Source organism: Actinoplanes sp. G11-F43 (assembly GCF_050589265.1).
Classification (GTDB): domain Bacteria; phylum Actinomycetota; class Actinomycetes; order Mycobacteriales; family Micromonosporaceae; genus Actinoplanes.
The window spans coordinates 217,641-243,362 of sequence record NZ_JBNZCE010000003.1 but is presented as its reverse complement, the minus strand read 5'-3'; the positions used below and the strand labels follow the sequence as shown (position 1 = coordinate 243,362).

The 25,722-nt window shown below is 70.6% G+C and carries 24 protein-coding genes; 4 read left to right on the top strand and 20 right to left on the bottom strand.

Annotation, left to right across the window (positions count from 1 at the left end):
- Positions 1–9 precede the first annotated feature (9 nt).
- The 6 genes from ACQ0O7_RS03010 to ACQ0O7_RS02985 form a co-directional block, all read right to left on the bottom strand.
- Entirely contained in the window at positions 10–1,917 is a 1,908-nt protein-coding gene (locus tag ACQ0O7_RS03010) for a serine/threonine-protein kinase (RefSeq protein ID WP_430780175.1), read from the bottom strand.
- Positions 1,918–2,284: 367 nt separating this feature from the next.
- Entirely contained in the window at positions 2,285–5,032 is a 2,748-nt protein-coding gene (gene cphA / locus ACQ0O7_RS03005; protein WP_430780174.1) for a cyanophycin synthetase, read from the bottom strand.
- The gene (locus ACQ0O7_RS03000) at positions 5,029–5,835 is read right to left on the bottom strand and encodes a cyanophycinase (RefSeq protein WP_430780173.1); all 807 of its coding nucleotides are present in this window, start codon (positions 5,833–5,835) and stop codon (positions 5,029–5,031) included. The genes cphA and ACQ0O7_RS03000 overlap by 4 nt, the downstream gene beginning before the upstream one ends.
- Positions 5,836–5,873: 38 nt before the next feature.
- Positions 5,874–6,794: an acyl-ACP desaturase gene (locus tag ACQ0O7_RS02995; RefSeq protein ID WP_430780172.1), complete on the bottom strand. Its 921-nt coding sequence runs from the start codon at positions 6,792–6,794 to the stop codon at positions 5,874–5,876.
- 37 nt (positions 6,795–6,831) lie between these two features.
- On the bottom strand, positions 6,832–8,142 hold the full coding sequence (gene hisS, locus ACQ0O7_RS02990; protein WP_430780171.1) for a histidine--tRNA ligase: 1,311 nt from the start codon (positions 8,140–8,142) through the stop codon (positions 6,832–6,834).
- A gap of 27 nt (positions 8,143–8,169) precedes the next feature.
- Positions 8,170–8,868: an MBL fold metallo-hydrolase gene (locus tag ACQ0O7_RS02985; protein ID WP_430780170.1), complete on the bottom strand. Its 699-nt coding sequence runs from the start codon at positions 8,866–8,868 to the stop codon at positions 8,170–8,172.
- Positions 8,869–9,021: 153 nt separating this feature from the next.
- Between ACQ0O7_RS02985 and ACQ0O7_RS02980 the strand changes: the two genes are divergently transcribed.
- On the top strand, positions 9,022–9,903 hold the full coding sequence (locus ACQ0O7_RS02980; protein WP_430780169.1) for a peptidylprolyl isomerase: 882 nt from the start codon (positions 9,022–9,024) through the stop codon (positions 9,901–9,903).
- 32 nt (positions 9,904–9,935) lie between these two features.
- Complete coding sequence (locus ACQ0O7_RS02975; protein ID WP_430780332.1) at positions 9,936–10,763, top strand: peptidylprolyl isomerase; 828 nt, start codon at positions 9,936–9,938, stop codon at positions 10,761–10,763.
- A gap of 42 nt (positions 10,764–10,805) precedes the next feature.
- Here ACQ0O7_RS02975 and ACQ0O7_RS02970 read toward each other — a convergent pair whose 3' ends face one another.
- The 8 genes from ACQ0O7_RS02970 to ruvC form a co-directional block, all read right to left on the bottom strand.
- On the bottom strand, positions 10,806–13,199 hold the full coding sequence (locus ACQ0O7_RS02970; protein WP_430780168.1) for a RelA/SpoT family protein: 2,394 nt from the start codon (positions 13,197–13,199) through the stop codon (positions 10,806–10,808).
- 184 nt (positions 13,200–13,383) lie between these two features.
- On the bottom strand, positions 13,384–13,947 hold the full coding sequence (locus ACQ0O7_RS02965; protein ID WP_430780167.1) for an adenine phosphoribosyltransferase: 564 nt from the start codon (positions 13,945–13,947) through the stop codon (positions 13,384–13,386).
- A gap of 70 nt (positions 13,948–14,017) precedes the next feature.
- Entirely contained in the window at positions 14,018–15,160 is a 1,143-nt protein-coding gene (gene secF, locus ACQ0O7_RS02960; protein ID WP_430780166.1) for a protein translocase subunit SecF, read from the bottom strand.
- Between the two features lies 1 nt (position 15,161).
- Positions 15,162–17,084, bottom strand: a complete 1,923-nt coding sequence (gene secD / locus ACQ0O7_RS02955; RefSeq protein WP_430780165.1) for a protein translocase subunit SecD — start codon at positions 17,082–17,084, stop codon at positions 15,162–15,164.
- Positions 17,085–17,244: 160 nt separating this feature from the next.
- Positions 17,245–17,655 carry a preprotein translocase subunit YajC gene (gene yajC, locus ACQ0O7_RS02950; RefSeq protein ID WP_430780164.1) on the bottom strand — a complete coding sequence of 137 codons (411 nt, stop codon included), beginning with the start codon at positions 17,653–17,655 and terminating at the stop codon, positions 17,245–17,247.
- 149 nt (positions 17,656–17,804) lie between these two features.
- On the bottom strand, positions 17,805–18,851 hold the full coding sequence (ruvB, locus tag ACQ0O7_RS02945) for a Holliday junction branch migration DNA helicase RuvB (protein ID WP_430780163.1): 1,047 nt from the start codon (positions 18,849–18,851) through the stop codon (positions 17,805–17,807).
- Positions 18,848–19,450, bottom strand: a complete 603-nt coding sequence (gene ruvA, locus ACQ0O7_RS02940) for a Holliday junction branch migration protein RuvA (protein ID WP_430780162.1) — start codon at positions 19,448–19,450, stop codon at positions 18,848–18,850. Before ruvA ends, ruvB begins: the two co-directional genes overlap by 4 nt.
- A complete protein-coding gene (gene ruvC, locus ACQ0O7_RS02935; RefSeq protein ID WP_430780161.1) occupies positions 19,447–19,962 on the bottom strand; it encodes a crossover junction endodeoxyribonuclease RuvC in 516 nt (171 codons plus the stop codon). The genes ruvA and ruvC overlap by 4 nt, the downstream gene beginning before the upstream one ends.
- A 100-nt stretch (positions 19,963–20,062) precedes the next feature.
- Here ruvC and ACQ0O7_RS02930 point away from each other — a divergent pair, with 100 nt between their 5' ends.
- Positions 20,063–20,566, top strand: coding sequence for a hypothetical protein (locus tag ACQ0O7_RS02930; protein WP_430780160.1), 504 nt, complete (start codon positions 20,063–20,065; stop codon positions 20,564–20,566).
- Position 20,567: 1 nt separating this feature from the next.
- On the opposite strand, the gene ACQ0O7_RS02925 is transcribed toward ACQ0O7_RS02930, so the two are convergent.
- The 4 genes from ACQ0O7_RS02925 to pdxT all read right to left on the bottom strand — a co-directional run bounded on the left by ACQ0O7_RS02925 (position 20,568) and on the right by pdxT (position 22,761).
- Positions 20,568–20,969: a PIN domain-containing protein gene (locus ACQ0O7_RS02925; RefSeq protein WP_430780159.1), complete on the bottom strand. Its 402-nt coding sequence runs from the start codon at positions 20,967–20,969 to the stop codon at positions 20,568–20,570.
- 6 nt (positions 20,970–20,975) lie between these two features.
- Complete coding sequence (locus ACQ0O7_RS02920) at positions 20,976–21,251, bottom strand: type II toxin-antitoxin system VapB family antitoxin (RefSeq protein WP_430780158.1); 276 nt, start codon at positions 21,249–21,251, stop codon at positions 20,976–20,978.
- Between the two features lie 139 nt (positions 21,252–21,390).
- Entirely contained in the window at positions 21,391–22,146 is a 756-nt protein-coding gene (locus ACQ0O7_RS02915; protein WP_430780157.1) for a YebC/PmpR family DNA-binding transcriptional regulator, read from the bottom strand.
- 18 nt (positions 22,147–22,164) lie between these two features.
- On the bottom strand, positions 22,165–22,761 hold the full coding sequence (gene pdxT, locus ACQ0O7_RS02910; RefSeq protein WP_430780156.1) for a pyridoxal 5'-phosphate synthase glutaminase subunit PdxT: 597 nt from the start codon (positions 22,759–22,761) through the stop codon (positions 22,165–22,167).
- A gap of 105 nt (positions 22,762–22,866) precedes the next feature.
- Between pdxT and pdxS the strand changes: the two genes are divergently transcribed.
- Positions 22,867–23,763, top strand: a complete 897-nt coding sequence (gene pdxS, locus ACQ0O7_RS02905) for a pyridoxal 5'-phosphate synthase lyase subunit PdxS (RefSeq protein WP_430780155.1) — start codon at positions 22,867–22,869, stop codon at positions 23,761–23,763.
- Positions 23,764–23,988: 225 nt separating this feature from the next.
- Here pdxS and ACQ0O7_RS02900 read toward each other — a convergent pair whose 3' ends face one another.
- On the bottom strand, positions 23,989–24,549 hold the full coding sequence (locus ACQ0O7_RS02900) for a hypothetical protein (RefSeq protein WP_430780154.1): 561 nt from the start codon (positions 24,547–24,549) through the stop codon (positions 23,989–23,991).
- A gap of 36 nt (positions 24,550–24,585) precedes the next feature.
- Positions 24,586–25,716 (bottom strand): glycosyltransferase family 4 protein, encoded by a 1,131-nt coding sequence (locus tag ACQ0O7_RS02895; protein WP_430780153.1) that lies wholly within the window; start codon positions 25,714–25,716, stop codon positions 24,586–24,588.
- Positions 25,717–25,722 lie beyond the last annotated feature (6 nt).

Here is a 25,722-nt window from a genome sequence, read left to right as displayed (position 1 = left end):
CCGTTTTGATCAGCAGTCCTCGTCGAAGTCCAGGTCGCAGTCCAGCTCGAGCGGAGGCGTGGTCGGAGACGTGCTCGTCTCCGGGTCCCCGATGCCGGGGTTGTCCGACGTCAGGATCGGCGGCGGCGACGGCTCGATCGAGATCGACGGCCCGCCACCCCCACCCGGCGGCTTCGACGACTCCGACGCGCTGGGGCTGCCACTCGGCCTGGTCCCCGGCGTGGGCGAGGTGCTGACACCCGTCGTCGGCGTCGGCTTGATGATCACGCTGCCGCTGGGCCCGATCGAGATGCCCGGCCCGGTGGTCGAGTCGCCCAGACGACGGCGCCCGTCCTGCAGCACCTCGACCGGGCGGGACGGCGCACCGGGCTTACTCGACACGTACGTCTCGCAGGTCTGGTTGTTGAGCTTGAAGAACAGCGGCGCCGTGTTGCTCTCCGTGTAGCGGCCGGTGATCTGCAGCGTGGTGGTGCGCTGAGGCTGGATCGAGGCGGCCGAGGTGACCCGGACCGACCTGTCGTCCTGCGCGAGCTGGATCTTGCCCTTGCCGGAGAGCACCTGGTCGCCGGGGAGCAGGAACCACAGATCCCAGTCCTCGATCGGCGCGTCGTCCCGGTTGGCGAGGGTCACCTGGGCCTTGAACCGGGTGCCGGTGTCGGACCAGACCGCGTAGCTGATCACGCAGTCGCCGGAGGCCGGGACCAGGGTGGGCTGCGGGGTCGAACCGGCCGCCGGTTTGTCGCTGTGCGGCTGGCCCATCGCGGTCCAGCCGTAGGTGAGGCCGCTCAGCACCGCGACCGTCCCGGCCACCACCACGACCCGGCGCAGACGGCCGTGCGAGCGGCCCGGCGGGCGCCCGGCGGGTGGGGCGGTGGGCGGTCCCGCCGCGCCCGGGCGCAGCGACGGCTGCCGGGCCGGCGGCGTCACCGCGGACTCGGCGGCGACCGGGCCGGTCACCACGTCACCGGCGGCGGCCGCGGCCGGGCCGAAACCGGAATACGGGTAACCGGACGGCAGGATGAAGGTGTCCTCGCCGTCCTCCCAGTCCGCGTCGAACCCGGAGGTGATCAGCGGCGCCCCGGCCGCGATGCCGGACAGCGCGCCGGCCACCTCGGCGGTGGACGGCCGGTCCGCCGGATGTTTCTCCAGGCAGCGGGCGATCAGGGCGTCGACCGAGTGCGGCAGGCCCTCGACCGGCGGCAGCGGCTCGGGCTCGGTGTACTGATGGGCGCGCAGCAGGGCGGTGGTGGTGCCGACGTCCCACGGGAGCTGGCCGATCAGCATCCGGTAGATCAGCAGGCCGACCGCGTAGACGTCGGTGGCCGGGCTGACCTGGCCGCCCTCCAGCCGCTCCGGCGCCAGGTAGGCCGGGGTGCCCATCAGGCTGCCGTCCGGGTCGGTGTCGTTCTCCCCGATCAGGGCCGAGATGCCGAAGTCGACCACTTTGGCGCCGGACGGGGTCAGCATCACGTTGGCCGGGGTGACGTCGCGGTGCACGATGCCCCGCGAGTGCGCCGAGGCCAGCGCGGCGGCCACCTCGGCGCTGATCCGCACCGCGGTCGGCCACGGCAGGGTCCGGACCCGGGCCAGGACCGCGGCGAGGGACTCGCCGTCGACGAGCTCCATCACCACGTACGGCACGGGCTCGCCGTCGACCGTGGTGGCCTCGCCGTAGTCGTAGACGTTCGTGATGTTCGGATGGGTGAGCCGGGCCGCCGCCTGCGCCTCGGCGCGCAACCTGCGCCGGAACGAGGGATCGGCGCTGGTGGACGGCGGCAGGACCTTGATCGCGACCTGCCGGCCGAGCACCTCGTCGAACCCTCGCCACACCACTGACATCCCGCCGGCGCCGAGACGCTCGACCAGTCGGTATCGACCGGCGAGCAGTCCGGAGCCGGGCAGGTCCGCCGTGCTCATGTGCCCCCACATGCGCGCTTGTGAAAAACACCGGACCGCACCGCCATGCCTCCGGCGTCGGGTGAGCTCGGGCCCACCGTCGGACTCCGAGCATCCCCCATCGACGGCGAGGATGTTAGTCCCTATCGGTCCGCAGTTCGACCCGTCACATACCGATCCACCTGCGGCTAATTACTGTCGGTTGCCCACGGTTGCCCGCGTTCCGCAACCAGTGGGACACGCTGCGCCACGGGGACACCGGCGTATGCCCGCTTCGTCGGAACTTGCGGTCTCCACCGAACGGGTGAGTCCACAGAGGACCTGTTCACGATCGGTCAACAACCGGTGACGCAGGGAGATCAAATGTGTCCAAGATCTGTCAATCGGGTCAGCCACGGGCCGGGAGGCCGGTCAACCGCCGGGCCACCTGGAGGGCCGCCGCCGGGGCGGGCGACGGCAGCGGGGCACGCCCGGCCGTCACCGGCACGGTACCGGCCGGAACCGCGCCCAGCCCGGTCAGGTACGACCGCATCGGCCCCCACGACTCGTAGATCACCAGGACCACCTCACCGGGCGCGGCCAGGTCCAGCGCCCGGGTCACGGCGTCCCGGAACCCGTCCGCGCGCACCGCGGTCAACTGCGGGCGGCGGGCCCGCATCTCCCGCTCGACCAGCCCGGCCACCTCACCCGGCTCCCGGCCCCGCCGGTCCTCGTCCTCGTAGAGCACCACCCGGGTCAGCCCGTCCGCCAGCACCTGCGCCGACGCGGCCAGCAGATCCGCCCGCCGGTCTCCGGGCAGCGTCACCGCGGCCACACACCGCTCCGGCCCCCACACCCGGTGCAGGGTCCGCAGAGTGGTCGCCAGGGCCGCCGGGTTGTGCGCGTAGTCCACGTAGAGGGACACGTCGCCGAGCCGGAACAGGGTGCCCCGGCCCGGGTTGCCGGTGGCCGGGTCGAACTCGGCGAGCCGGTCGGCCAGCCGCTCCGGACGGGCGCCCAGGGCCCGGGCGGCGGCGATCGCGGCCAGGGTGTTCGCGGCCACGTGCAGGGCCGCCCCGCCGTACGCCCCCGGCACCTCGGCCAGGCGCGTCAGCGGGGTCCGCCGGGCGCCGGTCGCCTGCACCAGCCAGCCGTCGTGCAGCACGTAGGCGGCGCCGCCCCGGGCCAGATGCTCGGTCAGCACCGGGTTGCGCGGGTCCAGCGAGAACCAGACCAGCCGTTTGCGGTCGGCACGCACCCGGGGCCGGTCGACCAGGCTGCGCACCCACGGGTCGTCGGCGTTGAGCACCAGCGTCCCGCCGTCCCGGACCCGCTCGGCCACCACCGCCTTGACGTGCGCCAGCTCCTCGATCGAGGTGAGACCGTCCTGGCCCAGGTGGTCGGCGGTGATGTTGGTGATCACCCCGACGTCGGACCAGTCGTAGCCGAGGCCGCGCCGCAGCAGGCCGCCCCGGGCGGTCTCCAGCACGGCCACCTCCACCTGCGGGTCGCCGAGGACCATCTGCGCCGACCGCGGGCCGGTGGCGTCGGCGACCTGGATCACCCGGCCGTCGATGGTGACGCCGTCGGTGGTGGCCGTGCCGACCCGGGTGCCGGCGCCGCTGAGCAGGTGCGCGGTCAGCCGGGTGACGGTGGTCTTGCCGTTGGTGCCGGTGATCGCGACGGCCGGCACCCGGCCGTCCGACCCGCCCGGGAACATCGCCCGCACGATCGCGTCGCCGACGTCGCGGGCCCGGCCCTCCACCGGGGCCAGGTGCATCCGCAGGCCGGGCACCGCGTTCACCTCGATCACCCCGGCGGTGGTGACGCCACCGCCGGGCGGGACCGGGGCGCCGGCGTCCGGCAGGCGCAGGTCGATGCCGGCGATGTCCAGGCCGAGCAGGGCGGCGACCCGCCGGCAGATCCGGGTGACGTCCGGGTGCACCTGGTCGGTCACGTCCCGGCTGGTCCCACCGGTGGAGAGGTTGGCGGTGTCGCGGAGGCGGACCACCTCACCGTCGGCCGGGACCGATTCGGGGGTACGGCCGTCCCGCGCGAGCACTCCACGGACCGTCTCGTCCACGGTGATCCGGGTCAGTACCCGGGAGTGCCCGGTCCCCCGCCGCGGATCGGCGTTGACCGCCTCGATCAGCGCGGTGATCGTGGACCGGCCGTCCCCGGTGACGTGTGCGGCCACCCGCTCGGCCACCGCAACCACCTCGCCGGCCACCACCAGCACCCGGTAGTCCCGGCCGTCGAGCTGCCGTTCCACCACCGCCTCCCCGCCGATCGCGGCGAACGCCCGCGCGACCGCCTCCGGGGTGGTCAGGTGTAGGGTCACGCCGCGCCCGTGCCGGCCGTTGCGGGGTTTCACCACCACCGGGCCGCCCAGCTCGCCGAGCAGCCGGATCGCCTCGGCCTCGGTGCCGGCCGCGCCGCCGGGGGCGACCGGGATGCCCGCCTCGTCCAGCAGCCGCCGGGTGACGTGTTTGTCCCCGGCGATGTCCACACCGACCGCGCTGGTCCGGTCGGTCATCGCGGCCCAGGCCATCCGGCGGCGGTGCCCCCAGCCGAGCCGGACCAGGCTGAGGTCGTCGAAACGTTCCACCGGGATGCCACGCCGGCGGGCGGCCGCGATGATCGACCGGGTGCTCGGGCCGGTGGCCTCCCGTTCGGCCAGGGCGGCCAGCCCGGCGAGCCGCGCGGCCAGCTGCCCGGCGGCCGGGCCGGCCCCGGCGTGCACCTGCCGGACCAGGTCGATGGCGGCGGTCAGCAGTTCCCCCGGCACCGGCGACTCCGGTGACTCGTCGACCGGGCACTCCATGATCACGTCGTAGACGCCCGCCTCCTCGGTGCCCACCGTCCGGCCGAAGGTGACGTCCCGCCCGATCAGCTGGGACAGCTCGATGCAGGCGTGCTCGGCGACGTGACCGAAGTAGGTGCCGCCGCGCAGCCGGCTGACGAACCCGCCGGGCGTGCCCGCGGCGCAGTGGTGTTCGGCCAGGCCGGGCAGCGCCCGCAGCAGGCGTTCGGTGAACCCGGTGACGTCGGCGGTCTCCACCCCGGTCAGGTCGCCGAGACGCAGCCGGGCCACCACCGCGGGCCGGGAGAGGTAGACGTTGGGGCCACGCAGGCGGCGCAGGCTCTCGATCTTCATGTGGCTCGTTCCCGTTCTGGGGACGGCGGGCCGGTGACGGGTCGGCGGCCCGTGAGGTGGAAGGTGCAGCCCGCGGGCAGCACGTGGACGCGGGCCCCGGCGAGCACGATCGGCCCGGCCGGCGGGACCCGGATGTCGGTGGCGGCGCCGGCGTCGACCACCGTCACCGCCCCGCTGCCGAGAACCTCGAAACTGTCGCCTCCGGTCAGGATGGCGGTGTCCTCGTCGATGCCCACGCCCAGCTCGTGCGGGTAGCGGGCGACCGCGCTGAGCAGCCGGTTGAGCCGGCCCCGCTCGGCGAAATGCTGGTCGATCAGCACACACGGCAGGAACTCCAGCCCCGGGCCGGTGCGCACGCTGTCCGCGGTCACACCGGGGCGGTCGCCGCCGACGATCATCGTGCCGGCCATCATGGCCGCGCCCGCGCTGGTCCCGGCGAGCACCACCCGGCCCGCGCCGACCAGCTCGTGCAGCAGCGAGTCGACCGCGGTGCCGCCCAGGACACCGGTGATCCGCTCCTGGTCGCCGCCGGTGAAGAAGACCCCGGTGGCCTCGCGCAGCACCGCGCCGGCGGCGGGCCCGTTGGCCTCGGCCCGGCAGGACAGGCGCAGCGCCCGGACGGTGCCGGCGCCGTGCTCCGAGAAGCGCTGCAGGTAGACCTGCTCGGCGGTGGCCGGCGCCTCGCTGGCGGTGGCGATGACCACGATCCGGGCGGCCGCCCCGCCGGACAGCTCCACGAAGCGCCCGAGCAGGTCCGGCCCGGCGGCCCCGCCCATGATCAGAAGCCGGCTGGTCCCGTCCACACTGCTGAGGTTAATCGGAACAAAACCGAAACATCCGGCTAATGCCGCTTCGTCCGAGCAGCCCTTCGCTCCTCGAAGCGGGCCGCCTGCGTCTCCAGCTCGGTCATCCGCGCGGACAGCTCGTCCCGGGCCCGCTCGCCGTCATCGCGCAGGTCGGTGCGATCCCACACGTTCCACTGGCGCAGCACCGGCTGCAGCACCTCGTCCCGGTGCTGGCGCAGGTCGTAGATGCCGGCCAGGGCGATCAGCACCGCCTTGCGCCCGAAGCCCTCGATGTTGGCGCCCGGCATCTGGAAGTTCGCCGTCACGTTCGCCACCGCCCGCATCGCCTGGTCCGGGGCCAGCTCGAAGGCCGCGGTCAGGATGTTGCGGTAGAACATCATGTGCAGGTTCTCGTCGGCCGCCACCCGGGCCAGCATCTGCTCCGCGACCGGGTCACCGGTGGCCTTGCCGGTGTTGCGGTGCGAGATCCGGGTGGCCAGCTCCTGCAGCGCGACGTAGGCGATCGAGTGCAGCATCTCGTGCCCATTGACGTTCACATACCCGGACTGCATGTGCTCCATCCGGGCCCGCTCCAGTTCCACCGGATCCACCCCACGGGTCACCGTCAGGTAGTCGCGGATCGCGATCCCGTGCCGGCCCTCCTCGGCGGTCCACCGATGCACCCAGGTGCCCCACGCGCCGTCCCGGCCGAACAGGGAGGCGATCTCGTGGTGATAGGAGGGCAGGTTGTCCTCGGTGAGCAGGTTGACGATCAGCGCCGTCTTCGCCACCTCGGGCAGCTTCGAGTCCTCCGGCCGCCACGCCTCGCCGCCGAGCACCCCGTCGAAGGTCCGGCCCTCGCTCCACGGCACGAACTCGTGCGGGAACCACTCCTTGGCGAGCGACAGATGCCGGTCGAGGTTGGTGGCCACGACGGGCTCCAGCTCGATCAGCAGCGCGGTCTGGTCCAGCGGCATCCGCTCACGGTAACCGCCGGACCATGATCACGGAGGGTCAGCGCGCGGACACCAGCGGGTGAAGATCAGCCGCCGGCGGCTGCCAGGTCTCCGGGTCGGCCTCCACCTGCTCGCCCGAGCGGATGTCCTTGACCGTGCCGGTCTCACCGGGGAACCAGACGTACGGGATACCACGGCGGTCGGCGAACTGGATCTGCTTGCCGAACTTCGCGGCCGTCGGCGCCACCTCGGTGGCGATCCCCCGGCGGCGCAGGCTCGCCGCGATCCGGTCACACGCGGCGCGCTCGTCCTCGCTGGGCAGCGCCACCACCACACAGGTCGGCACCGAACGGGAGACGGTCAGCGCGTCCTGCCCGAACAGCAGGCCGAGCAGCCGGGACACCCCGATCGAGATGCCCACCCCGGGGAAGCGCGTGTTACCGACCGACGCCAGGTTGTCGTAACGCCCGCCGGAGGTGATCGAACCGAACCGCTCATAGCCCTTGAGCTGGGTCTCGTACACCGTGCCGGTGTAGTAGTCCAGGCCCCGGGCGATCTTCAGCTCGGCCCGGACCAGGCCCGGCGCGTGCTCGTTCGCGGTCTCCACCACCTGGAGCAGCTCGCTCAGGCCCTCGTCCAGCAGCGGGTCGGTGACGCCCAGGGCACGGACCCGGTCGGCGAACGAACCGTCCGTCGTGGAGATCTCCGCCAGGGCCAGGCACGCCGCGGCCTGGGCGTCGGTCGCGCCGGCCGTCTCCACCAGGGCCGCCGCCACCTTCTCCGGGCCGATCTTGTCGAGCTTGTCGACGGTCCGCAGCACCTGGGCGGTGTCCTCCAGGCCCAGCCCGCGGTAGAAGCCCTCACACACCTTGCGGTTGTTGACCAGGATCGTCGCGTCCGGGATCGGCAGCGACTTGAAGACGTCGCCGATCACCAGCGGCATCTCGGTGTCGAAGTGGAACGGCAGGGTGTCCCGGCTGACCACGTCGATGTCGGCCTGGAGGAACTCGCGGTAGCGGCCCTCCTGCGGGCGCTCACCCCGCCACACCTTCTGGATCTGGTAGCGCTTGAACGGGAACTGCAGCTTGCCGTGGAACTCGGTGACGAACCGCGCGAACGGGACGGTCAGATCGAAGTGCAGGCCCAGCTGGTCGTCCCGCTTGGCGCCCTCCTCCTCCTGGAGGCGGTGCAGCAGGTAGACCTCCTTCGAGGTCTCGCCCTTGCTGAGCAGGGTGTCCAGCGGCTCGACCGCGCGGGTCTCCAGGGAGGCGTAGCCGTACAACTCGAAAGTGGATCTGATCCTGTCGAGCACCTGCTGCTCGATGATGCGCTGCGGCGGCAGCCATTCGGGGAAGCCGGAAATGGGCACTGTTGCTCCTAGTGCGAAAGAAGAGTGTCAGAGACCACGGCCGGGCGCGGCGGTCAGCTCCCGCAGGTACGGGTTGGACGCGCGCTCACGGCCGATGGTGGTGGACGGTCCGTGGCCGGGCAGCACGACGGTGTCGTCGGCCAGCGGGAGGATCTTGTCCCGCAGGCTGGTCATCATCGTCGGGGTGCTGCCACCCGGCAGGTCGGTGCGGCCGATCGACCCGGCGAACAGCACGTCGCCGGAGAGGCAGATCTGCTCCGCTTCCCAGGACGAGCCCGCCCCGGGCAGCCGGAAGAGCACCGACCCGCCGGTATGGCCGGGCGCGTGGTCGACGGTGATCTCCAGACCGGCGATGCTCAGCGTCCCGCCGTCGGTCAGCTCCGCCACGTCGTCGGGCTCGGTGTACCGGAGACGGCCGCCGAACATCGACGTCAGGTCGGCGCTCAGGCCCTTCGACGGATCGGCCAGCATCTCCCGGTCCGCCGGGTGCACGTAGGCGGTGATGCCCCGGGCGCCACAGACCGGCGCCACCGAGAAGGTGTGATCGAGGTGACCATGGGTCAGCAGCACCGCGGCCGGGTGCAGCCGGTGCTTCGCGAGGGTCTCCTCCAGCCGGTCGAGCACACCGATGCCGGGGTCGACGATCAGGCATTGTTCGCCCTCGCTCACAGCGACCACATAGCAGTTGGTGCCGAAGGCGTCGGCCGGGAAGCCGGTGACGAGCACGGTGGCGGACCTCTCTGCAGCGGGCGCAAATCGTAACGAGCCTAGCCGGGCGGGCGCACGCCACTTTCTCAGGAGGTACCCGTACACTCTTGCGGGCGTGTGGCGTGCCGCACCCCTTGACATCCGGCAGGCACAGGGAAGGACAGGCGTTCGGTGGCTTCCAGCAAGGATCGGCAGCGCAAGCTCGCGCGGGCGAAGTACGACCGGCAACAGGCCCGCCGCGCCGACCGCGAGCACCGCCGCCGCCGGATCACGGCGGGCGTCGGCACCACACTGGCCGTCCTTCTGATCGCCGCCGGCGGCGCCTGGATCGGTGGCGCGTTCGACAGCGACGAGCAGACCGAGGCCACCGCCTCCGACGACTGCCTGTGGACGCCGTTGAGCCGGGACAGCAACAACGCCCTCCAGGAGACCGGGACACCGCCCACCAAGGACCTCCCGGAGGACGGCACCGAGACCATGACGATCACCACAGACAAGGGTGAGCCGATCGTGGTCAGCATCGACGTGGCGTCCTCCCCGTGCGCCGCCGCCAGCTTCTCGTACCTGGCGGCCCGCGGCTTCTTCAACGACACCGAGTGCCACGAGTTGCTCGCCGACGGCGCGGTGCACTGCGGCGACCCGACCGGCACCGGCCAGGGCGGCCCGACGTACAGCTACTACGACGAGAACACACCGGCTCCCCTCCCGGAACCGGAGCCGAGTGCCAGCGCGGCAGCCACCCCGGAGGTGACCTACCCGAAGGGGACGGTCGCCGTGGTCGGCAACCCGAAGGGCATCAACGGCAGCCAGTTCCTGATCTTCCACAAGGACTTCACGTCGGCCGACCCGCAGTACTCGATCCTCGGCTCGGTCACCGGCGGCATGGACACGCTGGCCGCGATCGGCAAGATCCCGACCGTGGAGAACGAGGCTGGCGACAAGGTCAAGCCCAAGGACAAGATCACCATCAAGACCCTGACCGTCGGCACGGACGCCGGCACGGCACCCACGGCCTCGGCCGGCGCCGCGCCCTCGGCGAGCGTCCAGTCGTGAACGCGGAGGCAGAGAGCAGCATGGAGGACACCGTGTCGTCGACCAAGGACCGGCAGCGCGCGGCGGCGCGGGCCCGCCTCGAGAAGGAGATGGCCGAGCGATCGGCGGCCGCGCGCAAGCGCCGCCAACGGCAGGCGATCGTCGGGTCGGCACTCGCCGTCGTGGTCATCGCCGGCGCCGCCTTCTTCATCGTGCGGTCCATGAAGAAGGACGAGAAGACCGAGGCGGCCGGCGGTCCCCCGGCGGGCACCGTGGCCTGCTCCTGGACCCCCTCCGACGAGGCCACCGGCGGCAAGGTCAAGGACGTCGGCACGCCCGAGGTGAACGTGCCGAACACCGGCACCAGCACCCTCACCCTGGACACCAGCCTGGGCCCGATCGAGGCGACCATCGACCTGGCCAAGGCCCCGTGCACCGGCGCCAGCTTCAAGCACCTGGCCGCCGCGAAGTACATGGACAACAGCAAGTGCCACCGCCTGGTCAACGAGGAGACCTTCAAGGTCCTCCAATGCGGCGACCCGTTCGCCACCGGTGACGGCTACCGCGAGACCGACGGCACCGGCGGGCCGAGCTACACCATGCCCGAGGAGAACCTGCCGACCGACACCGAGAAGCCGTACCCGGCGGGCACCATCGCGATGGCCAACACCGGCCAGCCGAACAGCACCGGCAGCCAGTTCTTCATCGTCGCCGAGGACACCCAGCTGCAGCCGGCGTACACCGTGCTCGGTTCGATCACCAAGGGCATGGACATCATCAAGGATGTCGTGAAGGCCGGCGACGACGGCGCCTTCAAGGAGAGCGCCGGCGGCGGTCACCCCAAGAAGGAAGTCCTGATCAAGACCATGACGGTCTCCTGATCACTCGGTGAAGGAGGGCGGCCCCGGGGCCGCCCTCCTTCTTCATGCCCCTGAGGTGACCCGGTAGGCGTCGAACACGCCGTCCACCTTGCGCACCGCGGCGACCAGGTGACCGAGATGCTTCGGGTCGGCCATCTCGAACGTGAACCGGCTCACCGCCACCCGGTCCCGGGTGGTGGTGACCGTCGCGGAGAGGATGTTGACCCGCTCCTCGGACAGCACCCGGGTCACGTCGGCCAGCAGCTTGTGCCGGTCCAGTGCCTCCACCTGGATGGCCACCAGGAACGTCGACGCGGACGTCGGCTTCCAGCTGACCTCCACCACCCGCTCCGGCTGCTCCCGCAGATCCTGCGAGTTCGCGCAGTCCTCCCGGTGCACGCTCACCCCGCCGGAACGGGTGACGAAACCGAAGACCGCGTCCCCGGGCACCGGGGTGCAGCAACGGGCCAGTTTGACCCAGACGTCCGAGACGCCCTTCACCACCACACCCGGATCCTGGGCGGCACTGCGGTTGCGCGGCGGGCGGGTCGCGACGGCGGTCTCGGCGATGTCCTCGACCGCGCCCTCCTCGCCACCGAACCCGGCGACCAGTTTCTGCACCACCGACTGGGCGGAGACGGCGCTCTCCCCGACCGCGGCGTAGAGCGAGGCGACATCCGGAAGATGCAGATCGCGGGCGATCGTCATCAGGTTCTCGCTGGTCAGCATGCGCTGCAAGGGCAGACCCTGCTTGCGCATCGCCTTGACGATCGCCTCCTTGCCGTCCTCGATCGCCTCCTCGCGGCGCTCCTTGTTGAAGAACTGGCGGATCTTCGTCCGGGCCCGCGGGCTCTTCACGAAACCGAGCCAGTCCTGGGTGGGACCGGCGGTCGCCGACTTGGACGTGAAGATCTCGATCACGTCGCCGTTCGACAGCGGCGACTCCAGCGGCACCAGCTTGCCGTTCACCCGGGCGCCGATGCACTTGTGCCCGACCTCGGTGTGCACCGCGTAGGCGAAGTCGACAGGGGTCGAGCCGGTCGGCAGCGGGATCACGTCGCCCTTCGGCGTGAAGACGTACACCTCCTGGCTGGAGAGATCGAACCGCAGCGCGTCCAGGAACTCGGACGGGTCGCTCGCCTCCCGCTGCCAGTCCAGCAGCTGCCGAAGCCAGGTCATCTCGTCGATGTGCGCCGGCGGGCCGACGATCGTCGCGCCCTTCTGCTCCTTGTACTTCCAGTGCGCGGCGATGCCGAACTCGGCGGTCCGGTGCATCGCGAAAGTGCGGATCTGCATCTCGACCGGCTTGCCGGTCGGGCCGATGACAGTCGTGTGCAGCGACTGGTACATGTTGAACTTCGGCATCGCGATGTAGTCCTTGAACCGGCCCGGCACCGGCTGCCAGTTCGCGTGGATCACACCCAGCGCGGCGTAGCAGTCCCGGACCGTGTCGACCAGGATGCGGACACCGACCAGGTCGTAGATGTCGTTGAAGTCCCGGCCCCGCACGATCATCTTCTGATAGATCGAGTAGAGGTGCTTGGGCCGGCCGGTCACCTCGGCCTTGATCTTCGCCGACTTCAGATCGAGCTGGACCCGGTTGGTCACCTGGCGCAGCAGCGCCTCACGCTGCGGCTGGTGCTCCCCGATCAGGCGGTTGATCTCCTCGAACCGCTTGGGGAACAGCGTGCCGAACGCCAGATCCTCCAGCTCCCACTTGATCGTGTTCATCCCGAGGCGGTGAGCCAGCGGGGCCAGGATCTCCAGCGTCTCCTTGGCCTTCTGCTCCTGCTTGGCGCGGGGCAGGAAGGTCAGGGTGCGCATGTTGTGCAGCCGGTCGGCCAGCTTGATCACCAGGACCCGGGGGTCCTTGGCCATCGCCACCACCATCTTGCGGATCGTCTCCGCCTTGGCCGCGTCCCCCAGCTTGACCCGGTCGAGCTTGGTCACGCCGTCGACCAGCAGCGCCACCTCGGCGCCGAAGTCGTTGCGCATGCTCTCCAGGGAGTAGTCGGTGTCCTCGATCGTGTCGTGCAGCAGCGCGGCCACCAGCGTGGTGGTGTCCATCCCGAGGTTGGCCAGGATGGTCGCCACGGCCAGTGGATGCGTGATGTACGGGTCACCGGACTTGCGGTACTGCCCGGAATGCCACCGGGCGGCGACGTCGAACGCCTTCTGCAGCGCCCGGGCGTCAGCCTTCGGATGGCTCGCGCGGTGGGTCGCGATCAGCGGCTCGAGAACCTCGCTGACCTGCGTGCTCTGCCACGGCGCGTTGAACCGGGCCAGCCGGGCCCGAACCCGGCGGCCGGTGGGTGCGCTGGCCAGCCCGAAGCCGCTGGCCGGCTCGTCGACGGGCGCCAGAGGCTGGGTGGTCTCGGGATCAGTGGGCGGACCGTCGCCCGAATTCTGGGTCGGTTGCACCGTGCCCTCCGCCGGAGGGGCGACGTCGCTGGACACCGGTCTCCTCACACGTTCGCCGGAAACTGGATCACCGGAAGCTGGATCACCGGAAGCTGAGTCACCGAAAACTGGATCACCGAATTCTGAAGGTTCGCCCATCCTACCCGCACCGCCCTGCTGAATACCCCGGCCGAACCTACGAATAAGCAGGCCCAGCCGGGCGAAGAACATCGAAGACGGATCAAACGGTCAGCAGCGCGTGTACCTTACGCGGGCTGAGCCGCTCCCGGCCGTCCAGGAATCCCAGCTCCATCAGCACGGTGAAGCCGGCCACCACCCCACCGGCACGCTCCACCAGGTCCATCGTCGCACCCGCCGTGCCACCCGTCGCGAGCACGTCGTCGACCACCAGGACACGCTGTCCCGGCTCGAACGCGCCCTCGTGCACCTCCAGGGTGGCTTCGCCGTACTCGAGCGCGTACGTGGCGGAGAAGGCCGGTCGCGGCAGCTTCCCGGCCTTGCGCACCGGGACCACGCCGACACCCGTCGCGTACCCGATGGCGGACGCCAGCAGGAAACCGCGCGCCTCCACCCCGGCCACCACGTCGAACGACCCGGCACCCCAGTGGGTGACGATCCCGTCGACCACCGCGCGGAAGGTCGGGCCGTCACCGAAGAACGGCATCAGGTCCTTGAAAAGGATGCCCGGTTTCGGGAAGTCCGGCACGTCGACGGTGCCACTGGCGACCAGTGCCGCCAACTCCGGGCCGCTGTCGCCGCTCACCGGCGGGATCTCGCTACTCACGGCGGACAGCCTAGATGACAGCGGCCCGCCACCCCTGCGGGGTGGCGGGCCGGAGAGCCGTCAGGTGACGTCAGGGACGCTTGCCACCGGGCCGGTTGCCGCCACGCTTCTGCGCGGGGCGCGCGCCCGGCCGCGGAGTGGTGCTGCCCGCGAAGACCGGCACCTCGTCGGCGGCGGTCAGGTTCTCACCCTTGGCGGCGGCCTCCTCCACGCGCTGCGCGCGGCGGGCCAGCACCCGGGCGTTGTGCGCCTGGATCCGCGGCTCCTTGTCCTTCAGGTAGCTCAGCACCGGCGCGGCGAACACGATCGAGGCCGCGACGCCGATGCCCATACCGACGAAGAGCACCAGGCCCAGGTCCTTCAGGGTGCCCGCGCCGAGCAGGCCGGCACCGATGAAGAGCACACCGCCGACCGGCAGCAGGGCGACCAGGCCGGTGTTGAGCGAGCGCATCAGGGTCTGGTTGATGGCCAGGTTGGTGGCCTCGCCGTACGTCCGGGTGGTGCCCGCCGTGATCCCGCGGGTGTTCTCCTGCACCTTGTCGAACACCACGACGACGTCGTAGAGCGAGAAACCGAGGATCGTCAGGAAGCCGATCACCGTGTACGGCGTCAGCTCGAAGCCCACCAGCGAGTAGACGCCCGCGGTGACGATCATGTCGAGTAGCAGCGAGGCCAGCGCGGCCACCGCCATCCGCCACTCGAAGCGGAACACCAGGTACACCGTGACCAGGATCAGGAAGATCACCAGGCCGAGGATGGCCTTGTTGATGACCGCGCCACCCCAGGCCGAGGAGACCTGCTGATCGCTGATCTGGCCGGCCTCGAAGCCCAGGTCCGCGGCGATCGCGGCCTTGATCTCGGCCATCTGGTCCGGGGTGAGCACCGCGGTGCGGATCTTGAAGTTGGCCTCCGCGCCCTCACCGACCTGCTGGGCGGCGTTGACCTGGACGTTCGGGTCGACGGCATGGACCGCCGCCTCGACCGAGTCGTAGACCCGATCCGAGGTCAGCGTCTGACCCGCGACCTGGCCCGGGACGCCGAACTCACTACCACCGGCGAACTCGATGCCGAGGTGGAACTGCCGGAAGATGAAGCTGCCGATGGAGATCGCCACGAGCACCGCCGCCACCGTGAACCACATCTTGCGGCGGCCGATGATCTGGATGTTGGCCTCGCCCTGATAGAGGCGACTCGCCAAACTCGATTTGGCCATGTCAGGCCTCCTTCACGCGCGAGGAGACCGACTCCTCGGACTGCTGCTGGTGGCTGCGCAGGGCTTGGCCGAGACCGCTGACCCTGGGCGACAGGAACGCCTTGGTGCTGGCGAGCATCGTCATGATCGGGTGGCGGAAGAGGAACACCACCACCAGGTCGAGGACCGTCGAGAGGCCGAGCGCGAACGCCAGACCCTGCACCTGACCGATCGACACGATGTAGAGGACCACGGCACACATGATCGTGATGGCGTTCGCCGAGATGATCGTGCGCCGGGCCCGGTGCCACGCCCGTGGCACCGCGCTGCGCGGACTGCGACCCTCGTGGATCTCATCCTTCAATCGCTCGAAGTAGATGACGAACGAGTCCGCCGCCACACCCAACGAGACGATGAAGCCGACGATACCCGCCAGCGTCAGGGTGAAGCCGATCGAGCGGCCCAGGAAGACCAGGGCGCCGAAGGTGAGCAGCGCGGAGAGGCCCAGGCTCAGGAAGATGACCAGGCCCAGCATCCGGTAGTAGAAGAACGAGTAGACCGCCACCAGGGCGAGGCCGATCGCGGCGGCGAGCAGACCCGCCTCCAGCTGCTGGCCACCGACGGTCGCGGAGACGGTCTGGGCCGGGCCGGCGTCGAAGGTGACCGGGATGGCGCCGAAGTTGAGCTGGTCGGCGAGCTGCTTGGCGGTGGCCGAGTTGAAGTCACCGGTGATCTGCGACTGACCGGTCAGCACCGCCTGGATCTGCGGGGCGGAGACGATCTGCTTGTCCAGGACCACGGCGACCACACAGTGCTCCACGCCGCCGTAGAGCGAGCTGGCGGCGATGTAGCAGGGGTCGGAGGTGGTCGCCTCGAACGCCTTGCGGGTCAGGGCGGCCCACTTGTTCTGGCCGGCGCTCTTGAAGTCCATCGAGACGACCCACTGGTTGGTGGTCGTGTCCAGCTGCGGGCTGGCCTGGCTGATGTCGTCACCGACGACCTCGGCCTTGTCCAGCATCACCTTGGCGCCCTGGTAGCAGGCGACGACCTCGCTGTCGATGGCGTCGATCGAGCCGTTCGGCCGCTTGTCCAGTTGCTCCGCGCAGCCGATCGTCGGCACGTTGAACTGCATCTGCGGGTCGAGCGCGTTGACCTCGAGCGGCGTCAGCGTGGCGAACGCCTTGAACGGCTTGCCGGCCTCCGGGTCGGTGCTCAGGTCGACCGGGGCGGTCAGCTTCTCGGCGGCGGCCCAGGCGGCGGCGCCGACCTTCTGCTCGACCGCGGCGCGCTGCTCCTGGACGCTGGCCGAGACCGGGGCCTCGGAGGCCGAGGCGGACGGGGCCGGCGCGGCGGCGGAGCCCGAGGGCGCCGGGGCCGGGGCGGAGCCCGAGGCGGACGGGGCCGGAGCGCCACCGCCCTGACCGCCGGTCGACGCCTCCGGGGCGGCGGAGCCGGCGGTCGACGGGTTTGCCGCCGGCGCCGACGGGGAACCGGAGGTAGCGGGCGCGGCACCGCCGGCCGAGGTGCTCGGGGTCGGGCTCGGCGGGTTCAGCGCGATCGAGGACACGTCCCCGGTCACCCCGGTGAGCAGCCGGAACCGCATGTTCGCGGCCTGCTCCAGACCCTTGAGCTGGTCGTCGGCCTTACCCGCGAGGGAGACCACGATGGTGTTGTTGCCCTGGATGACCACCTCGGCCTCGGAGACACCGAGAGCGTTGACCCGGTTCTCGATGATCTCCCGGGCCAGCTCCATCGCCTCCCGGGTGGGCGGGGCGCCCTGCTGCGAGGCGATGTAGGTGGCCTGGGTGCCACCGATCAGGTCGAGGCCCAGTTTCGGCTCCAGCCGCTGCTTCCACGAGCCCTCGGCACCGGCGCCGAAGAAGACGAGCAGATACAGGACGACGAAGACCAGACCGAGCACGCCGAGTTGGCGTCCAGGATGCATCTGTCCCTGAGGTGGTCGTGCCACGGCTTTAGGTCTCCCTGTGTTCGGCCGCGTGGCTGCGCGGCGCTATGTGTCTGTGACCGGCCGTCGACGGTCGAACGGCGGGCTGACGCACCGGGCCGGCGTGATCACCGCCGGACCGGTGCGTGGGAAAAACGGGTCAGTCCTGCTTGCGCACTTCGGTGACGGGGCCCTCCGGCTTGTCAGCGGCCTCCGTCGTCTCCGGCGTGGCGTCGTCGGCGACGGGCGCCTCGGCCTCCGGCTCCGGAATCTCCTCACCGGACTTGTGAACGACTCGGGCGATCGCGGGACGCGCGAAACGCACCTCGACATCCGGGGCGATCTCCAGGAGGACCTGGTCGTCGGTGACGCCGGTGACGGTGCCGTGCAGGCCACCGATGGTCACGATCTGGTCGCCGGGGCCCAGCGAGTTCTGCATGTCCATGGCCTTGCGGCGCTGCTTCTGCTGCGGACGGATCATGACGAAATACATGAAACCGAAGAGCAGAACGAGAATCAGCAGGAACGAGTAATTACCGCCGCTCGCTGGCGCGTCGCTTGCGTCAAGCACGAAGAAAGGCCTTCCGTCAGCCGCCGGCGCGACGAGTGGGCGGGCGCCGGGGGCGATATGCAGATTCCGGTTGGAACGGCGGCGAGTCTAGTAGGTCAACCTGGAGATAACGAATGCGGCACACGTCACGTTCACATCACGAGGGATATTTATACGTCCCGGGCGAACAGGTCACCCTGAAACACCCCACCACGGCCATCGGTGGGCGGCGTCTTGCCTAGATGAGCCCAGCCCGCCTCGGTCGCGACCCGGCCCCTCGGGGTCCGCGCCAGCAGCCCGGCCCGCACCAGGAACGGCTCGCACACCTCCTCCACGGTGTCCGACTGCTCCCCCACCGCGACGGCGAGGGTGGACAGACCCACCGGACCACCCTTGAAGGACTCGATCAGCGCCCGCAGCACCGCCCGGTCCAGCCGGTCCAGGCCGAGCGCGTCCACGTCGTAGACCTTCAGCGCGGCCGCCGCGACCTCCTCGGTGACCACCCCGTCGGCGCGTACCTCGGCGAAGTCCCGGACCCGGCGCAGCAGCCGGTTGGCGATCCGCGGGGTGCCCCGGGACCGGCCGGCGATCTCGGCCGCGCCGTCCGGGGTGATCGGCACCCCGAGGATCCGGGCCGACCGGTGCAGCAGCGCGTCCAGATCGGCCGGCGAGTAGAAGTCGAGGTGCGCCACGAACCCGAACCGGTCACGCATCGGCCCGGACAGCAACCCGGCCCGGGTGGTCGCGCCGACCAGGGTGAACGGCTCCACGTCCAGCGGGATCGCGGTGGCGCCCGGCCCCTTGCCGACCACCACGTCGACCCGGAAGTCCTCCATGGCGCTGTAGAGCAACTCCTCGGCCGGTTTGGCGATCCGGTGGATCTCGTCGATGAACAGCACGTCGCCGGGGGCCAGGCCGGTGAGGATGGCGGCCAGATCCCCGGACCGCTCGATCACCGGGCCGCTGGTGGTCCGGATCCCGGTGCCCAGCTCGGCCGCCACGATGTTGGCCAGGGTGGTCTTACCCAGGCCGGGCGGGCCGGAGAGCAGGATGTGGTCCGGTGGGGTGCCCCGGCCCATCGACGCCTTGAGCAGCAGTTCGAGCTGGTCGCGGACCCGGTGCTGGGCGATGAAGTCGGACAGCCGGCGCGGGCGGACACTGGCCTCGGCGTCCAGGTCCTCGTCGAACGGGTCCGGCGAGACGAGTTCCTCGGTCATCGGGTCTTGCCCAGCAGGCGGATGGCCTGGCGCAGCAGCACCGGCACCGGCGGCGTCTCGCCGTCGATCGTCTCGGCGACCGCGGCCACCGCCTGGTCGGCCTGCCCGGCGGTCCAGCCGAGCGCCAGCACACCCTGGCGGACCTGCTCCTGCCAGGCGCCGCTGAGCACCCCGGCCGGGCCGCCGTCACCGACCGCCATCGGGCCGATCTTGTCCTTCAGCTCGACGATCATCTTCTCCGCGCCGCGCTTGCCGATGCCCGGCACCTTGGTCAGGGCGGCCACGTCGGCACCGGCCAGGGCACGGCGGACCGCGTCCGGCTGATGCACCGCGAGCACCGCCTGGGCGATCCGCGGGCCCACCCCGTTCGCGGTCAGCAGCAGGTCGAAGAGCTGGCGTTCACCGTCGTCGGCGAAACCGTAGAGGGTGAGCGAGTCCTCCCGGACGATCAGCGTGGTGGCCAGCCGGGCCTCGCCCCCGGTCCGCAGCCCGGCCAGGGTGTTCGGCGTGCAGAACACCCGCATGCCGACACCGCCCACCTCGACCACGGCACTGTCGTGGAAGATCGCGGCGACCACACCGCGCACACTTGCGATCATCGGAGGCTCCTGCGGGCTGCGGCTTCGATCCTCGCGCGGGTCCCCCCGCGCCAGATGTGGCAGATGGCGATGGCGATGGCGTCCGCCGCGTCGGCCGGCTTGGGCGGCGCGGACAGTTTCAGCAGGCGGGTCACCATCGCGGTGACCTGCGCCTTGTCCGCGGTGCCGGAGCCGGTGACGGCCGCCTTCACCTCGCTCGGGGTGTAGGTCTGCACCGGCAGCCCGGCGCGTGCTCCGGCCAGGATCGCGATCCCGCTGGCCTGCGCGGTGCCCATCACGCTCTGCGCGTTGTGCTGGGCGAACACCCGCTCGACGGCGACACTCTCCGGCTGGTACGCCTGGACCAGCTCGGCCAGCGACCGGTCCAGATGCAGCAGCCGCTGGGCGATGTCCTCGTCCGGGTCGCTGCGGACCACGGTGTAGCCGATCAGTCTGCCCGGCCGCCCCGGCATCCCCTCGACGATGCCGACGCCGCATCTCGTCAGCCCCGGATCGATGCCGAGCACCCGCACAGACTGCCTCCCCCTCGCGTACGTGTGTTCGACACCCTAGTACGCCCACCTCTTGCGCCGTCCGCCGACACGCCTCGACGATGGGGTCCGGAGGTCCGCCATGCGCCTCATCCCACCGATGGACGACGAGCCACCACCGGAGTACGTCACCTTCGTCACCCGTCACCGGCCGGAGTTGCGGTCCGAGGCGTACCGGCTGGTGGGTGGCTCGCCGGTGTTCGAGGAGATCTATCTGGCGGTGCTGACCGATCTTGCCGGCCGGTGGCGCCGCCTGCGCCTGCTCCGCCGCGCCGAGCCCTACATGCGGCAGCGGCTGACCGCGCGGGCCGCCCATTGGCGCGAGGACCAGGTGTACGAGGTCGAGGTGCGGATCCTGCGCCCGACACCCGAGTCCCGGCCACGGGCCGGCAGCCTGGCGCTCCGCAAGGCGGAGATGCTCCCACCCCGCCCGGCCCTGGACGCCCTGGCCGACGCGGAGATCGCCTGGGTGCACGCCTACCTGCGGGCCCGGTGGCGCCGCCTGTTCCGCCACGCCTTCTTCGTGCTGGCGGTGGTCGGCGCCCTCATCCAGTACATGACCTGGCTGAGCGCCGACCCCCGTTGATCTAGATCCCCGGCCCCTTGCTCATCCGGTGATGTTTCAGATCCGGCACGTAACGTGCCATCGTCTCGACGTCGCTGTCCTCGTGCAGCACGGTCAGATTCAGCCGGATCGCCGTAGCGGCGATGACCAGATCCGCCACTGACGGAGCCGAATGTGCGGCATGCAGTGCGAGTTCGCGCCGGATTTCAGCGGTGAGATCCCAGACATCGTCAGGGATGACCGCAACGGGATATGTCGCCTCCAGTTTGGCCTCGGTCGCCGTGTAGTCGCGGGCGTCCGCAGCCAGCAGGGCTTCAGCGACGGCAGGCTCACAGATCGACACCAGACCTCGGTGTACGGCCGCGAACCAGGCTTCGTCGACTTGTTTCCGCAGAATGCGGATCAACGCGCTCGCGTCACCCAAGATATGTCACTCGCGGGCCGCCTCGAAGTGGCTGTAGTCGAATCGCCCTTCGTCATGCATCTTCCACAGATACTCCATGGCGGCGCGTCGCTTGTTTCGCTCCTCCAGAACCAGACGCCGCAGCGCCTCGTTGATCGCCTCGTTCGGCGAGGCGGCCTGAATCTGGCGCTGCGCCTCCTCCAGCAACTCCGGATCGATGGGTGGTGGGGTTTCAGCCGTCTCAACGTCAGTGTCGGGACGGACTGCCATAGCGGTCATCTGCACCTCCGGCAGATCAGCCATCAACAACACCCCCACCTTATTAGTCTCATATAAAGCTGGACACTAGTCAATGTGCACTGAGCAAGTGACTATCCCTCCGAGGATAACCTCGAAAACGCAAAAAGCCGGCCCGATGGGCCAGCTTTTTGTCAGGTGACCGTCACTCCTCGTCGAGGACCGCCATGATCTCGTCGGAGATCTCGACGTTGGAGAAGATGTTCTGCACGTCGTCGCAGTCCTCCAGGACGTCGATGAGCTTGAGCACCTTGCGGGCGCCCTCCTCGTCGACCGGCACGCTCATCGTCGGGACCAGGGAGGACTCCGCCGAGTCGTAGTCGATGCCGGCGGTCTGCAGCGCCGTCCGCACCGCGACCAGGTCGGTGGCCTCGCTGACGACCTCGAACGAGTCGCCGTGGTCGTTGATCTCCTCGGCGCCGGCGTCCAGGACGGCGAGCATCACGTCGTCCTCGGACAGCTCACCCTTGGGGACGATCACCACGCCCTTGCGGTTGAACAGGTAGGACACCGAGCCGGCGTCGGCGAAGGTGCCGTTGTTGCGGGTCAGCCGGGTGCGCACCTCGGTGGCGGCGCGGTTGCGGTTGTCGGTGAGGCACTCGATCAGGATGGCGACACCGTTGGGGCCGTACCCCTCATACATGATCGTCTGCCAGTCGGCGCCGCCGGCCTCGACGCCGGAGCCCCGCTTGACCGCGTTGTTGATGTTGTCGTTGGGCACCGAGCTCTTCTTGGCCTTCTGGATGGCGTCGTAGAGCGTGGGGTTGCCGGACGGGTCGCCACCACCGGTGCGGGCCGCGACCTCGATGTTCTTGATCAGTTTCGCGAACATCTTGCCGCGCTTGGCGTCGACGACAGCCTTCTTGTGCTTGGTCGTCGCCCACTTGGAGTGGCCGGACATGCGTAACCTCCGCTGTGATCAAAGGGCCTGGCGGACCATCTCGACGAAGTACCGGTGGACACGCAGGTCGCCGGTGAGCTCCGGGTGGAAAGCCGTGGCGAGCAGGTTCCCCTGCCGAACGGCCACAATCCTACCGGCGTCCGCACCTCCGGCCACGCGCCCCAGCACCCGCACGTCGCCGCCGACCTCCTCGACCCATGGCGCGCGGATGAAGATCGCGTGAAACGGCTCGCCCTCGATGTCGTCGATCACCACCGGCGCCTCGAACGAGTCGACCTGCCGGCCGAACGCGTTGCGCCGCACGGTCATCTCGATGCCCTGGAACGTCTCCTGGTCGGCGCGGCCGTCCAGCACCTTCGTGGCCAGCATGATCATGCCGGCGCAGGAGCCGTAGACCGGCTTCCCGGCGGCGACGAACGAGCGGATCGGGTCGAGCAGCCCGAACGACACGGCCAGCCTGCCGATCGTGGTCGACTCCCCGCCGGGCAGCACCAGGGCGTCGACGCCGTCCAGTTCCTCCGGGCGGCGGATCGGCCGGGCCAGCACGTCCGCCTCGGCCAGCGCGGACAGATGTTCACGCACGTCGCCCTGAAGGGCCAGCACTCCGATGTTCACCGGCCAACAATAGGGATGCAGGCCACCAGCCGTCCGATTGGCTATCGGATCCGCCGTCCCGGCTTCATAGCATCCGGGAAAAGCCCGAAGCACGAGGAGCCTCGCATGTCGGAGAACCAGCCCGCCGTCGGCACCGCCCGCGTCAAACGCGGCATGGCGGAGATGCTCAAGGGCGGCGTGATCATGGATGTGGTCGACGCCGAGCAGGCGAAGATCGCCGAGGACGCGGGCGCCGTCGCGGTGATGGCCCTGGAGCGGGTGCCGGCCGACATCCGGGCCCAGGGCGGCATCTCCCGGATGTCCGACCCGGACATGATCGACGGCATCATCGGCGCGGTCTCCATCCCGGTGATGGCCAAGGCCCGGATCGGTCACTTCGTCGAGGCGCAGGTGCTGCAGGCGCTCGGGGTCGACTACGTGGACGAGTCCGAGGTGCTGTCCCCGGCCGACTTCGCGAACCACATCGACAAGTGGCGGTTCACCGTGCCGTTCGTGTGCGGCGCCACCAACCTGGGTGAGGCGCTGCGCCGGATCACCGAGGGGGCGGCGATGATCCGCTCGAAGGGTGAGGCGGGCACCGGTGACGTCTCGAACGCCACCACGCACATGCGCCGGATCCGGGCCGAGATCCGCCGGTTGCAGACACTGCCGGAGGACGAGCTGTATGTCGCCGCGAAGGAGCTGCAGGCGCCGTACGAGCTGGTCAAGGAGGTGGCCGAGGCGGGCCGCCTGCCGGTGGTGCTGTTCACCGCGGGCGGGATCGCCACGCCCGCGGACGCGGCGATGATGATGCAGCTGGGCGCGGAGGGGGTCTTCGTCGGCTCCGGGATCTTCAAATCGGGCAATCCGGCCCAGCGGGCCGCAGCGATCGTCAAGGCCACCACGTTCCACGACGACCCGGACGTGATCGCCAAGGTGTCCCGCGGGCTGGGCGAGGCGATGGTGGGCATCAACGTCGAGGACGAGCCGGTCCCGCACCGTCTGTCCGAACGAGGTTGGTGACAGACCCCGATTCGGTACGCCCGTCAGAACGGTCCCGCCTCGTCCCCGCGAGGTGACGCCGTGCCCGGGACCGACCCCGCGACCGCCGGGCGCATGCGATGGCCCACCCCGCGTGCCGACTTCCGGTGCGCTTCGCGCCGAAAGTCGGCACGCCCGCGGTGATCCGGCATCGCGTGGTCATCTCCGGCGCGAAGCGCCCCGGAGATGACCACGCGGGACCGCGGTTCAGACCGCCTGCACCGGTCGGGTCTCCTCGGCCGCGGGCGCGGCGGCCGGGGCCGGCACCGGGACGGGCAGCGGCGGCAGGTCGGGCAGGGCCGACTCGACGATGTCGAAGTACTGCGGCCGGGGGTACCGCCCGGGCAGCCCGAGCAGCCGGACGATGATCCGGCGGCGGGCGCTGAGCGCGTCCCGGACCAGGTCGGTGTGCACCTGCCGGGCCAGCATCACCCGCCGGCTGGTGCCGATCAGGGTGCGGGCCGCCGGATCGAACGGATCCAGCGTGACCGTCCGCAACTGCCGGGTCAGGTCGTTCTCAGCGGTCTCCCGCTCACCCGGCTCGGCGTCCAGGGCGAGCCGGGCCGCCGCGTACAACTCCACCGAATCGGCCTGCTCGGCCACCACCGCCGCGGCCGCCGCCCGGCGCAGCAGATGCGCGTCCAGCGCACGCTCGGCCGACTGCGCCCGCGTGTGCAGGCGCTCCACCCGCTGGGCGGTCCAGCCGAGGTACGCCGAGAAGATCGCGGCCAGCACGACGACTCCCACCACCCACCACATGCGGGGCATCGTAGTGCCCGCGCTTCACCACTGAAGTGGTCAGGTTCACTCGTCGTCGAAAACCCTCCCGTCGGTGGCCTCGATCGCGGTCGCGTACACCTCCAGCACCCGGTTGGCCACACTCGGCCAGTCGAACGCGCCGACCGCCAGCCGGGCGCAGGATGCCAGGTCGGCCCGCCGGGCCGGATCGTCGAGCAGATCGCCGAGCAGGCCGGCCAGGGCGGTGGCGTCGCCGTTGGGGAACAGCGCACCGGCCCGGCCGCCGTCCAGCACCCGGCGGAAGGCGTCCAGGTCGCTGGCGGCGATCGCGGCTCCGGCGGCCATCGCCTCGGTGAGGATCATGCCGAAGCTCTCGCCGCCGGTGTTCGGGGCCACGTAGACGTCGACACTGCGCAGCATCCGGGCCTTGTCCGGTTCGGAGACCAGCCCCAGGAACTCGATCCGGTCGTGCAGGTCGGCCGGGAACTCCTTGAACAGCTCGTCACGGTCACCCGGCCCGGCCACCAGCAGCCGTAGCCCGGGGCGCCGCCGAGCGAGGTCGACGAACGCCGTACGCAGCAATGGGAAGCCCTTGCGGGGCTCGGTGAAACGGCCGAGGAAACCGAGGGAACCGCCCTCGCCGGGCCATCCGGGCAAGGGCGCAGCCGAGGCGAACTTGGCGACCGCGACCCCGTTGGGGATCTCCACCGCGCCCCCGCCGAGGTGTTCGACCTGGACCTTGCGGGCGAGTTCACTGACCGCGATCCGGGCGGTGATCTTCTCCATCGCCGGCTGCAGGAAGTTCTGCGCGGCGGACAGCGCCCGGGAGCGGGTCATCGCGGTGTGGAAGGTGGCGACCACCGGCCCGCGCGCGGACAGCACCGCCAGGAACGTCAGGCTGGGCGTGAACGGCTCGTGCACGTGCAGCACGTCGAACTCGCCCCGGCGCAGCCAGCGGCGGACCCGGGCGGTGGAGACCGGGCCGAAGGAGATCCGGGCGACCGAGCCGTTGTACGGCAGCGGCACCGCCCGGCCGGCCGGAACCACGTAGGCGGGCAGTTCCGCGTCGTCGTCGGCGGGCGCCAGCACGCTCACCGTGTGACCGAGACCGATCAGGGCCTCGGCCAGGTCCATGATGTGGTTCTGCACACCGCCGGGGACGTCGAACGAGTAGGGCGAGACGATCCCGATCCGCACCCGCTC